This window comes from Alkalibacterium sp. MB6, from assembly GCF_009935905.1.
In the GTDB taxonomy this organism is placed as follows: Bacteria; Bacillota; Bacilli; order Lactobacillales; family Carnobacteriaceae_A; genus Alkalibacterium.
On the sequence record NZ_PREX01000006.1, the window covers coordinates 42,109 to 54,115 of the forward strand.

The window sequence follows — 12,007 nt, forward strand, 5'->3', positions numbered from 1 at the left end:
AATGAATTTAGACTAGAAATGAAGAGGAGTCGATTCTTAATGATCTCAGAATTGCAAAAAAGAATAGTTGACCAAATGCAAGTCAAAGAATCCATTGAGCCTAAAGAAGAAATTAGACGAATAATTGATTTCGTGAAAAGTTATTTCCATGCCCATCCCTTTTTAAAGACGATGGTTTTGGGGATATCTGGAGGGCAGGATTCGACATTGCTTGGTAAATTGTGTCAGATGACAGCTGAAGAATTAAGAGAAGAAACAGGCGACGATAGTTATCAGTTTATCGCTTTGCGTCTTCCTTATGGCGAACAACAAGATGAAGAGGATGCTAAAGACGCTATAGATTGGATAAGAGCGGATCAGGTTATGAAAATCGATATAAAACCATCGGTCGATGCCATGGTTGGGAGTATAGAACACAATGGTTTTTCTTTGACTGATTTTAATAAAGGGAACGTCAAAGCTCGTGCTCGAATGATTGCTCATTATGCTATTGCCGGAGACACCAACGGAGTGGTGATTGGAACCGACCATCCGGCAGAAGCAGTAACAGGCTTCTTTACCAAATACGGAGATGGAGGAACGGATATTAATCCTCTCTTCCCTTTGAATAAAAGACAAGGAAAAGAGTTATTAAGAGAATTGGGTGCGCCTGATCATTTAATTAATAAAACACCAACTGCTGATTTGGAAGAAGATAATCCAGGTGAATCAGATGAGGACGCATTAGGCGTGACATATAATCAAATAGACGACTATCTTGAAGGAAAAGAAGTATCTGATGAAGCTGCCGAAAAAATTGAAGAGCACTTTTTGAAGTCAGAGCATAAGCGTCATCTGCCAATTACTCAACTAGATGATTTTTGGAAAAAATAATCATTGCCTCCCTCTTATAACTAAACGTATAGGAGGGAGATACATATTGAAGTGAGAGTGAAGGATATAAAGGAGGTAAGCTTGTGGCGACAGTATTGACGAATGCTCATATTTACACGGGTGAAGGCGAGATCGAAGAAGGTTATATCCGCTTCACCAGTAGTATTCTGGGAGTCGGAAAAATGGAAGCTTTTAAAGAAGAAGATGGTGATGATGTTAAAGACCTTGAAGGCAAACTAGTTATTCCGGGATTTATTGATGTTCACAGCCATGGAGGTTACGGTGTTGACAATATGGATGGAGACGCCGATAAAATTAATACGATGATTAGTCGGATGCTTGAAGAAGGCATTACGTCTTATTTCCCAACAACGATGACTCAGTCAGATGAGCAAATAGAAGCAGCTTTGAATGGAATTAAACAGGCAGCAGAGGCCAATCCGATGATTCAAGGTATTCACATTGAAGGTCCTTTTATCGCAAAAGAATATAAAGGTGCTCAACCGGAAGAGTATATTCGACCCGCTCAAAAAGAAACCCTAAAAAGATGGCAAGAGTTAAGTGGTGAACGCATTCGTTTAATCACGTATGCTCCAGAAACAGGAGATGTCTCTGATTTTGAAGAGTACTGTGGAGATCAAGGAATCATTTTATCAGCTGGACATTCCGGTGCCACATATGAAGAGTTACTCGCTTCAAAAGCGACTCACATCACTCACTTGTTCAATGGCCAACGGGGTTTGCATCACCGAGAGATTGGTGTGACAGGCTACGGATTGCTGGAAGACGATGTGATGGTGGAAATGATCGTTGACGGGTTCCACATTTCCAAAGAGATGGTAAAACTGGCTTATAAAGCTAAAGGTTCCGATGGGATCGTGTTGATTACAGATTCCATGCGTGCAAAAGGTATGGAAGAAGGCCAGAGTGAACTGGGTGGTCAGACCGTGATTGTAAAAGACAAACAGGCTCGCTTAGAAAATGGGTCCTTAGCTGGAAGTGTGTTGACCTTTGTAGATGCCTTTAAAAATATGATAGAGTTCACTGGTTGTAGCGTATCCGACGCAGTGAAGATGAGTTCAGTTAATCAGGCTAAAGAATTTGGTTTGTCTAAAAAAGGCCATTTAAATCCAAGTTTCGATGCTGATATGCTTGTGATGGATGAGGACTATACTATTTTAAAAACTATTTCAGGAGGAACGATACATGAGTTCAAAAAATAATATGAAGGTAATTAAAGTAAAGGATAAAGTAGAAGGCGGTCAAAAAGCTTTCGACATTATTAAGGAAGGTCTCGAGCAGGGGGCGAAAGTATTTGGCTTAGCCACAGGGAGCACACCGGAGACCTTATATGAAGCATTAACTGAAAGTGATTTAGATTTTTCTGACAAGATAGCTATTAACCTGGATGAGTATATTGGTTTAGAGCAGAGTCACCCTCAAAGCTATCATTATTTTATGAACGACAAGCTGTTTAATCAGAAACCTTTTAAAGAAACACATATACCAAACGGAATGGCTGGCGAAGAAGAACTTGCTCGTTACGATCAAGTTCTTGAAGATAATCCCATTGATATTCAAATTTTAGGTATCGGAACGAATGCCCATATTGGCTTCAACGAACCAGGTACCTCGTTTGATTCTAAAACACAAAAAGTATTTCTAACTCAAGAAACCATTGAATCTAATAAGCGTTTCTTTGACTCGGAAGATGATGTTCCTAAACATGCTTATTCCATGGGTATTGATTCCATCATGGGAGCTAAGAAAATCATTTTGTTAGCGTATGGGGAAAACAAAGCAGAAGCAGTTGCTAACACGGTGAATGGTCCGGTAACAGAAGAGGTCCCAGCTAGTGTATTACAGAATCATCCGGATGTTATTGTTATCGTGGATGAAGCCGCGGCCAGCAACCTATAATTCCCACTATCTTTTCCTTACTTTGTTTAAATGAAGATTCAGAAAGGCTTAAGTCATGACCAAGAAAATTCCAGTTTATATCCAAATGCATAATGAAATGAGACAGGCTATCCTTTCTAAAGAATGGAAAAAAGATGAAAAGATCCCCTCTGAACGCACCTTGGCAGAAACCTTCAACGTCAGTCGAATGACGGCCAGACAAGCAGTGAGTTCCTTAGTTGAAGAAGGGTTATTGGAAAGACGGCGTGGAGCAGGGACCTTTGTTGCAGCCGATAAGGTTCAAGAAAAATCAAGTGGTATACCTAGTTTTACTGAAACGATCGAGAGTTATGGAAAGACTCCTTCTAGTAAGTTGGTGTCTTTCTATACGAAACAAGCAAGTGAGAGTGAAGCTGCTAAGTTACACATTGGCCGAACTGAATCCGTATTAGTAATGGAAAGAATTCGTTATGCTGATAATGTGCCGATTTGCTATGAAGTAGCAACTTTACCTGGTTTTGTCATCGAAGAATTGAGTAAAGAAGATGTGACACGCCACTTGTACCGTTCTTTATCAGAGAAAGGTTATAAGATAGCTCGCGCCGAACAGACGATATCGGCCACATGGGCATCAGAAAAAACAGCTGATCTACTGGATGTAAAACGGGAATCACCTATATTAAGGGTTCGTCAAGTCAGTTACACTCAAGACGGACGACCGATTGAATATGTCCGTGCCCAGTATGTCGGGTCTCGATATGAATTCGTAATCGATGCAGTCAATTAATGAAACTAATACAATAAAAAGAACGCCTCTCTATAAGCAGCTATGCTTGTGGCGAGGCGTTCTTTAACGTGCGTCAAGGGATTGTTATTGAATAACTTCATCTTCTTCTGTGGGCATAACATTTTCTTCTTCCTCGTCTGGTCCGCCTTCAATGGTGTGATAGTCTACACTATCGTCTGTCATTATCTCATCAAGCTCCATATGCTCTTGCAAGGATTCTTGAATGTCACGAAGTGTATTTTCATAAGGAAGCCAGACATATAACTCTTGGCCGTAACTAGGAACATAAACGTAATCAGCTTGGCCCGCCATTTCAAGAGATTCGATATTCCTGGCAGAGGAGCTATAGTTAGAGCTGACGAACAAGATTTGTTGAGGGGTCATATTGGTTTGTAAATTTGGACGAATGGCATTCAATATGGGAGTGACATTAGTTAGAGAACTAAATGATAACAGCTCATTCGCTAAAGATTGAATCACTTCACGTTGTCTTTCCTGACGACCGAAATCGCCACGAGGATCTTGTTTTCTCATTCGGGCATAACCAAGTGCATGTTCACCGTCCAATTGTTGAACCCCTTCCTCAATAACGATAGCTTCAGAGTTTTCTTCGCTGTCTTGTACGGTAAATGACAATGGAGAATCGACAGAGATACCTCCAACAGCATCGACTAAATCAACCAAGCCTTGAAAATTTAATGTGGCATAAAAAGAAATAGGAATTTGCAAGTACTCTGATACAAAATCAACGACACCAGAAATACCATAAATAGGGTAAACGGCGTTCACTTTTTCCAATCGATCAGAATCAGGAAGGGTAATTAACGTATCTCTTGGAATGGACACCAATTTAACTGATTCATCTTCAGGATTAATTGTAGCAACGATCATGGTATCCGATCGACGAGGCTCTTCCGTTGCATCGATTCCCAAAAGTAAAATAGATATAGGATGCAAATCTCTTAGTATTTCTTCTTGTTCATCAGTACTTTGCATATCATCAGGTGTCTCATTACTGACATCGGCAAGGAACTCACTGATTTGATTGCCATAATACCCAACAATCGTGCCAATGATAATGGCCAGTAAAAGACCAACACCTAATGCGACTCTTTTAATTGTTCTGTTTCTCTTATGTTGTTTCACGTGTTTATCGGATCGCATGGTGGCCTCTTTTCTTAAAGGAGTATGAAGGAACTCTTTTAAATAGTTTAATCCAGTTACCCTTTAATTGCAATTGTGTTTTGTCTGAAAACGATGCTATAATGATTTCAATACTTAAAGTAGAAATGAGATTAGATATGTATAATATGTTTGTCGTGCTATTGGTTTGTATATTTACCATGATTACCACGCTAGTACTCACACCATTATTTAAATGGCTAGCAAAAAAAGTGAATATTACTGATAAGCCAGAAGCTAGAAGAGTGCATGAAAAAGAAATGCCGACAATGGGAGGCATTACGATAGTCATATCTTTCTATCTCTCTTCCTTTTTATTGCTTCCAATCCCACTTAGTCAAATACTCCCCTTATTTTTGGGATCGATTATCGTTGTAGTAACTGGAATAATAGATGATCTATATAATTTAAAACCGCTTGTCAAATTAACGGGTATTATTATCGGAGCAGTCGTTATATACGCTATGGGTAATGTCTCCCTTGAGACGATGACTATTCCTTATTTTGGAACGATTAATTTTGGAGTATGGGAAATGCCTTTTACTATTTTGTGGATTGTCGGTTTAACCAATGCTATCAACTTGATCGATGGTCTGGATGGCTTAGCTAGTGGGGTTTCGATGATTGCACTGACCACTATGGGTATTATAGGATTTTTCTTTTTAACTATATCAGAAGTATCCACGTCAATTATGATTTTTGTATTAGTTTCAGCGATTGCAGGTTTTTGGCCCTATAACTTCCAACCGGCCAGTATTTTTTTGGGGGATACAGGCGCTTTGTTTTTAGGCTTTATGATAGGCGTCTTCTCACTTCAAGGTCTAAAAAACGCTACGTTAATCTCCTTAATCTTGCCTATCGTTATTTTAGGCATCCCTGTTACAGACACGTTATTTGCTATGATTAGGCGTAAACTAAGAAAGCAATCGATATCGACAGCTGATAAGAACCATATCCACCACCGTTTAATGAGTTTAGGACTGTCACATAGGCAAACAGTTCTGGCTATCTATTGTGTTTCTGCTATTTTTTCAGTAATAGCTTTATTATACACGTTTTCTACTTTGATTGGCTCCATATTACTTACTATATTTGTCCTTATTGGAGTGGAACTCTTTGTAGAAATTATAGGGTTGGTCAGTGAAACAAAACGCCCTCTACTCAAGTTAGTACAAGCCTTCGGAAGAAAGTTAAATGGCGGATAAAAAAACTATAAAAAACCCCGTTACCTCATCAGTTATGTAGATGGGTTGCGGGGGTTTATGTTCTCTATGATTAGTTAGTTAGCGAATGACTGATCATCTGTCTTAGAAGAGGTGCTTGTATCTGTATTGTTTTCATCCTCTGTAATGGAAGAATCTTCTGTTTTCGTTGTTCGTATCAGTGAGTCTTGTAATTCTTGCTGTATCCTTGTAAAACTATTTGGTTCAATGCGCACAAGATCCATTTGTCTTTCCGTGAAGCTGGACCATTCAAACACATGAGAGTGCATCGTGAATGATTGATTTAAACCGGTCTGAGCTATCGCAGTCATATCATTCATACGCATATTGGTACGCATGTTGCTTCCGACTGTCTCGGCTATTGAGCTGTACTTGCTTATGGATTGAAAGTTCAATGCCTTACTGATAATAGCTTGAATAATCAGTTGTTGGCGATGACCTCTCGCTACATCATCATCGATTTTACGAGTACGAGCTAAAGCCAAAGCTTGTTGGCCATCTAACGTCTGGAAGCCTTCTTCTAAATAAATGGACCCCATTTGATCATTTGAATCCATTTCACGAATAGTAACAGGTACTTCCATTTCAATACCACCAAGCTCATCGATAATATCTATAAAGGCTGTAAAGTTAAACGTCGCATAGTAATGAATGGGAACATCTAGCCATTCTTCGACTGTTTGAACCATGACACTTTCTTCGCCTACAGCGTAAGCTGCATTGATACGGTCCCATCTGACGACAGATCCATTTCTCATGATAGGCACATAAGTGTCTCGGGGAATAGAGACCATATTCATTTCATGCGTTAGTGGATTTAAAGTAGCGTATATAATTGAATCGGCACGAGTGGAATCGAGTTGTCTCGTCTCATCACTGTCGATGCCAAGAATTAAAAATGAAACAGGTTCTTCTATTGGATTAACTGCTTTGACAGGTTCAGGTCGATCAATTTCAACAAAAGAGGAATCAATCTCATTTTCAACGGTAGCAAGTAAACGAGCAAAGTAGACTGTACCAATTAAAATAACAGTAAATAAAGGAATAAGGATGCTTAATAGCAAGGTTTGTTTTCTTTTTTTCTTTCGGTTTTTCTGTTGTAAGCGTGATTGTGTGTAGTGTTTAGACAAAATGGGTGTCTCCTTCATTTACCATTGGTTAGGTTTCTAATGGCATCTTTAAAAAATCATCTGTGTTCTATTATTGTCTGATTTAGACAGTGTGTCAATATAAATAACAGAAGTATCTTTTAAAATCATTTAAACGTCAACATTTGTTCATTTGTCAGCAGGTAAAAACACTTAGTTTTATTTAGTCAGCAACATCGACTTCTATCCATGCTTGAGGACCTTTTGAATACTTACCTTGACCGCTCGTCCATTCCGTAGTCTCTTCGTAAAACAATGGAACGTGTTCAACTGGAACCAAGCACTTAAAGGTAACCGTGTCAGTGTAGAGAGTGTCTTCCAATCTGTATGAGGTTTGATACAACTGATTTTGAATTTTACCGCTCATTGGGTAAGAGACGTTTAAATCAATATATTGCTGCAGTTGCCTCTCCACGACTTCAACCGAATCAATAGCCTCTTTGGTCGTGTTACCGTAAGCACGAATAAGACCGCTCGCACCGAGCTTGACACCTCCAAAGTAACGCGTTACTACAGCTGTCACGTTCCTTAAATCCTTCTTTTTTAAAACATCCAACATAGGCAAGCCGGCAGTACCAGAAGGTTCGCCATCATCTGACATGCGCTGAATCTCATTATTCTCACCGATGACGTAAGCTGAACAATTATGATTCGCTTTCCAATGTTCTTTTTTCAATGAGTCAATAAAGAGTTGAGCTTGTTCTTCTGTCTCTGTACGTTTTAAATAACAAATAAAACGAGATTTTTTTATGTTTATTTCCAGTTGCCCATCTTGTTTAATTGTGCGATAATTTTTCATATATGGATCCCTTCTATTTAAGTTTTAGTGTTAACCTAGGGTATGGTGTTGTATAATAGAAAATAGGTTGTCTATAGACTTAATTGGGTTTATTTACAATACTGCTTATCAGATTAACTTAATGAGACAGTGAGGTGAAATTATGCGTATAGCAATTGTAACTGACAGTACAGCTTACTTGAATAAAGAAGACTATGAAAATAGCAATATATATTTTGTGCCCTTATCCTGTATATTTAAAAATGAAGCGTTTAAAGAAGAAGTCGATATTACTACTAAAGAATTTTTTGAAAAAGTAGAACAATCACCTCAATTGCCAACAAGCTCACAACCTACGATTGGAGACTTTACAGGCTTGTACGAATCCTTGAGGGAAGATTATGATGCCATCATTAGTATCCATCTATCGAGCCGAATCTCTGGAACATTTCAAAATGCTTTTAACGTCGCTCAGTCGATTGAGGGTATCTCTGTTCATCCGTTTGACTCAGAATTAACAGCTGCAGGACAAGCCTTTTTAGTCCGCAGTGCTTCAAAGATGGCAGAAGAGAATAAATCGGTCTCTGAGATTTTAGAACAGTTGGAAGAACTGAAAAAAGTGACTCGGTTATTTTTCGTCGTCGATGACGTCACAAACTTAATTAAAGGTGGACGGTTATCAAAAGCAGCTGGAGGAGTCGCTACATTACTGAGTATCAAGCCGGTTTTGACACTTCAAGCTGGAGAAATCATAGCTTATGATAAAATAAGAACGAAAAAAAAAGCATTGAAAAAAATAGCATTACTGTTAAAACAAGCGATTAAAGAAGCAAATTACCCTATCAAGGCGACTGTGCTTCATGCTTATTGCGAGAACGAAGCGTTGATTTTTAAAGAACAACTGGAAGAAGCATTTCCTGATATACCTTTTGGAATTAGCCATGTCGGTCCAGTGGTCGGTGTCCACACCGGTAAAGGAGCCGTCGGTTTATCTTGGACAAAAGATACTGATCATATATAACAATACACCATTATAAGAACACCTACATAGATTATCCTCCTACAGTATATGTGATGAGAGGGAGCCTGTGTAGGTGTTTTTAATTGTTTGACCACTATATAAATACTATCACATACTAACAGTATTCAATAGCAACCTATAAGATAAGAGGTCAACTTTATATAAAAACAGACTAAAACAAAATAGCACATCCTTCTTCCATATACGCTTATGTTGTCCTTAAAATTAAATAATGCCAACTAATTCCTAGGAAAAAAGTTCTTTTCGGTAACAAAAAGACAATATATATATAGTAGTGACTTTTTTATAGGAGTGAGAAAATGGACGAGACAATATTTTATGGGCGGCACCTGTTACGATCTGAATATACAGGAGAGTGGGACGAAGAAGAAGAAGCGATGCGTTTGATTGTCACGGAAGGATTTAATAAAGAAAATAGCCAATTAACATGTAATAGGTGTGGCACTCTTTGCACGATGACGGTATCTTACCCTTGTGTTTGTCAGAACCGTTGTAAATATTGCCGGCAATGCATAAAGCTTGGTAAAATAACAGAATGCAGTCACTTGTATTCTTTAGAGGAGCCCAATCAGTTTCCAAAGTATGCGTATCCTTATTTGAAGTGGACGGGAACTTTGTCGAAGCAGCAAGCTCAAGCTTCAAAAGATATACGAGAATCAATAGATCATAACAGTGATCGAATGATTTGGGCTGTAGCGGGAGCAGGTAAAACAGAAATGCTGTTTGAAGGTGTTGGTCAGGCGCTTGAAGAAGGAAAGAGAGTCTGTCTAGCTACTCCACGAGTCGATGTGGCTCTTGAACTGGCCCCTCGTCTTATAAAAGCTTTCCCTGAGGTCTCGCTCGCTGTTTTATATGGTGGGACTGAGGTTCCTTATCAGTATACTCAACTTGTTATTTCCACTACACATCAGCTTTATCGATTTAAAGAGGCTTTTGATGTATTGATTATAGATGAAGTTGATGCTTTTCCATACTATTTAAATGATGCTTTGTATTTTGCATCTGAAAAAGCAAGAAAGATAGTGTCTTCTGTTATCTACCTTACGGCCACACCAGATAAGAGTATGCAAAAACGGATAAAAAGAAGAGAGATTGAGGCATCCATCTTACCTGCTAGGTACCATGGTAGGCCACTTCCTGTACCAGTAGGGATATGGGTAAAGAAAAGTATTCTTAAAACAAAGCAAAATGACACTCACATCATTATTCGCCACATGAAACGACTGATTGAAGAAGGAAAACAATTTTTACTCTTCATACCGACTATCTCTTTAATGGAACAGTTGATGCCTATTTTTGAGCATAGTTTTAAGCAGTCAACTTTTGAATGGGTTCATTCACAGGATCCACATCGTAAAGAAAAAGTTAAAAAGATGAGAGAAGGTGGCCTTCAGTTTTTAATGACCACCACAATATTAGAACGTGGAGTAACCTTTCCTAATATAGACGTGATCGTTATGAATGCTGACCATAGAGTCTTTACGGAAGCAGCCTTAGTTCAAATCGCAGGACGTGTAGGGAGGGCTCCAGATTACCCCAGTGGAGAGGTAACATATTATCATGAAGTCTGGACACGTGCTATGAAAAATGCCATAAAGCAAATCAAAAACATGAATGCAGTTGCTGCTAGAAGTGGTTATCTAGTATGAACGGGTGTATGTGGTGTGGCACTCATTTTGATTCTACTTATTCGTTTACAGAATTATTATTTAGACCGTTAAAAAAAGAAAGGTTATGTGGAGCATGTCAATCCGAGTTCATACTCCTTAGAGAATGTCCCCTGTGCAGAGGGTGTGGAAGACGTCATGAAGACACTTACTGTCAAGATTGCATCAAGTGGCAAAAGCTATATCCCAATTATTCGTTTTCTAATCAATCACTGTTTGCTTATAATGTGTTTGCAAAAGAGTTTATGGAAGCCTTTAAATTTAATGGAGATGCTGAACTAGGACAGGTATTCTCCAAAGAAGTAAAGGCTATGCTACAAAAGGAAGATAAACATACAGTCATTGTTCCCATACCCATTAGCCAAAGAAGCAAAGAGATTAGGGGATTTAATCAAACAGAGATAGTGTTGAAGCAGGCCGGAATAATCTATCAGAATTGTCTTGAACATATAGATAATCCGGAAAATCAATCAAAAAAAGACAGGAGAAACCGCATGTTATCCCCCCAACCCTTTCACGTCATCGACAGCGAAGTCGGGCTACTAAAGCAAAAGAAAGTAGTTATTGTAGACGATGTGTATACAACGGGTAGAACCCTATTTCATGCAGCAGATGCGGTAAGTCAATGTGGCCCCACCAGTATTAAAACAATCACTTTATTTAGATAAGCACTAAAGATTAATTCTGTTGAGAAAGAAACCGCTATCAGTTATAATTGAATTAAGCAAATAATCGTTTTGCTTATAGATAGCTTCTATATTTGTTAGAATAGAAACTATACTAGATTTGGAAGGGTGAAGTAATATGCTGAAATACAATATTCGAGGAGAAAATATCGAAGTGACCCAGGCTATTAGGGAATACGTAGAGAAGAAAGTAGGGAAGATTGAGAAGTACTTCAATGATGCACCGGAAGCAAGTGCACATGTCAATCTAAAAACTTATTCCGATAAAACAGCTAAAGTTGAGGTTACTATTCCACTCCCCTATGTGGTATTGCGTGCCGAAGAAACTTCCCCAGATTTATACGGAAGTGTCGATCTTGTTGTTGACAAATTAGAACGCCAAATGAGAAAATACAAAACCAAAATTAATAGAAAAAATCGTCGTTCCCAAGGTGTAAAACCTGTCAATCCTGATTTATGGGTTGAAAATGACGAAGACAATTTAGATGATACAGAAGAGTTAGGCTCATCTATCGTTCGTACAAAACGACTAAGCTTGAAACCAATGGATGCAGAAGAAGCAGTATTGCAAATGGATATGCTTGGTCACAACTTCTTTATATTTGAAGACGCAGAAACTAATGGTTCTAGCATTGTTTACAAACGCAAAGACGGTAAATATGGTTTAATTGAAACAGATTAATTACTACTGGAAGGACGGGCAGAATGCCCGTCCTCTTTTT

General features: G+C 38.6%; 12 protein-coding genes. 9 read left to right on the forward strand and 3 right to left on the reverse strand.

Annotated features, from left to right (window positions below; translation table 11 throughout):
* Positions 1–42: 42 nt before the first annotated feature.
* From nadE to C3945_RS03760, 4 genes are all read left to right on the forward strand, one after another.
* Positions 43–873, forward strand: coding sequence for an ammonia-dependent NAD(+) synthetase (gene nadE / locus C3945_RS03745; protein ID WP_161878392.1), 831 nt, complete (start codon positions 43–45; stop codon positions 871–873).
* An 83-nt stretch (positions 874–956) separates the two neighbouring features.
* Positions 957–2,096 (forward strand): N-acetylglucosamine-6-phosphate deacetylase, encoded by a 1,140-nt coding sequence (nagA, locus tag C3945_RS03750; protein WP_161878353.1) that lies wholly within the window; start codon positions 957–959, stop codon positions 2,094–2,096.
* Between the two features lies 1 nt (position 2,097).
* Positions 2,098–2,793, forward strand: a complete 696-nt coding sequence (locus C3945_RS03755; RefSeq protein WP_161878393.1) for a glucosamine-6-phosphate deaminase — start codon at positions 2,098–2,100, stop codon at positions 2,791–2,793.
* 55 nt (positions 2,794–2,848) lie between these two features.
* On the forward strand, positions 2,849–3,559 hold the full coding sequence (locus C3945_RS03760) for a GntR family transcriptional regulator (protein ID WP_161878354.1): 711 nt from the start codon (positions 2,849–2,851) through the stop codon (positions 3,557–3,559).
* Positions 3,560–3,643: 84 nt separating this feature from the next.
* On the opposite strand, the gene C3945_RS03765 is transcribed toward C3945_RS03760, so the two are convergent.
* On the reverse strand, positions 3,644–4,723 hold the full coding sequence (locus C3945_RS03765) for an LCP family protein (protein ID WP_161878355.1): 1,080 nt from the start codon (positions 4,721–4,723) through the stop codon (positions 3,644–3,646).
* 146 nt (positions 4,724–4,869) lie between these two features.
* On the opposite strand from C3945_RS03765, the gene C3945_RS03770 reads away from it, so the two are divergent.
* Positions 4,870–5,946 carry an MraY family glycosyltransferase gene (locus C3945_RS03770; RefSeq protein WP_161878394.1) on the forward strand — a complete coding sequence of 359 codons (1,077 nt, stop codon included), beginning with the start codon at positions 4,870–4,872 and terminating at the stop codon, positions 5,944–5,946.
* A gap of 74 nt (positions 5,947–6,020) precedes the next feature.
* Here C3945_RS03770 and C3945_RS03775 read toward each other — a convergent pair whose 3' ends face one another.
* Together C3945_RS03775 and C3945_RS03780 are read right to left on the reverse strand one after the other, a co-directional pair.
* Positions 6,021–7,094 (reverse strand): LCP family protein, encoded by a 1,074-nt coding sequence (locus tag C3945_RS03775; RefSeq protein WP_161878356.1) that lies wholly within the window; start codon positions 7,092–7,094, stop codon positions 6,021–6,023.
* Positions 7,095–7,275: 181 nt separating this feature from the next.
* Entirely contained in the window at positions 7,276–7,911 is a 636-nt protein-coding gene (locus tag C3945_RS03780; RefSeq protein ID WP_161878357.1) for a YigZ family protein, read from the reverse strand.
* A gap of 142 nt (positions 7,912–8,053) precedes the next feature.
* Here C3945_RS03780 and C3945_RS03785 point away from each other — a divergent pair, with 142 nt between their 5' ends.
* The 4 genes from C3945_RS03785 to hpf all read left to right on the forward strand — a co-directional run bounded on the left by C3945_RS03785 (position 8,054) and on the right by hpf (position 11,967).
* Positions 8,054–8,911 (forward strand): DegV family protein, encoded by an 858-nt coding sequence (locus tag C3945_RS03785; RefSeq protein ID WP_161878358.1) that lies wholly within the window; start codon positions 8,054–8,056, stop codon positions 8,909–8,911.
* Between the two features lie 320 nt (positions 8,912–9,231).
* Positions 9,232–10,581: a DEAD/DEAH box helicase gene (locus tag C3945_RS03790; protein ID WP_161878359.1), complete on the forward strand. Its 1,350-nt coding sequence runs from the start codon at positions 9,232–9,234 to the stop codon at positions 10,579–10,581.
* 263 nt (positions 10,582–10,844) lie between these two features.
* Positions 10,845–11,267, forward strand: a complete 423-nt coding sequence (locus C3945_RS03795) for a ComF family protein (protein ID WP_161878360.1) — start codon at positions 10,845–10,847, stop codon at positions 11,265–11,267.
* 136 nt (positions 11,268–11,403) lie between these two features.
* Positions 11,404–11,967, forward strand: coding sequence for a ribosome hibernation-promoting factor, HPF/YfiA family (gene hpf / locus C3945_RS03800; protein ID WP_161878361.1), 564 nt, complete (start codon positions 11,404–11,406; stop codon positions 11,965–11,967).
* Positions 11,968–12,007: the final 40 nt, after the last annotated feature.

Coding starts and splice junctions, on each gene's coding strand:
- C3945_RS03790 (WP_161878359.1), top strand. CDS start 9,232: ATGGACGAGACAATATTTTATGGGCGGCACCTGTTACGATCTGAATAT.
- C3945_RS03755 (WP_161878393.1), top strand. CDS start 2,098: ATGAAGGTAATTAAAGTAAAGGATAAAGTAGAAGGCGGTCAAAAAGCT.
- C3945_RS03765 (WP_161878355.1), bottom strand. CDS start 4,723: ATGCGATCCGATAAACACGTGAAACAACATAAGAGAAACAGAACAATT.
- C3945_RS03795 (WP_161878360.1), top strand. CDS start 10,845: ATGGAAGCCTTTAAATTTAATGGAGATGCTGAACTAGGACAGGTATTC.
- C3945_RS03785 (WP_161878358.1), top strand. CDS start 8,054: ATGCGTATAGCAATTGTAACTGACAGTACAGCTTACTTGAATAAAGAA.
- C3945_RS03780 (WP_161878357.1), bottom strand. CDS start 7,911: ATGAAAAATTATCGCACAATTAAACAAGATGGGCAACTGGAAATAAAC.
- hpf (WP_161878361.1), top strand. CDS start 11,404: ATGCTGAAATACAATATTCGAGGAGAAAATATCGAAGTGACCCAGGCT.
- C3945_RS03770 (WP_161878394.1), top strand. CDS start 4,870: ATGTTTGTCGTGCTATTGGTTTGTATATTTACCATGATTACCACGCTA.
- C3945_RS03760 (WP_161878354.1), top strand. CDS start 2,849: ATGACCAAGAAAATTCCAGTTTATATCCAAATGCATAATGAAATGAGA.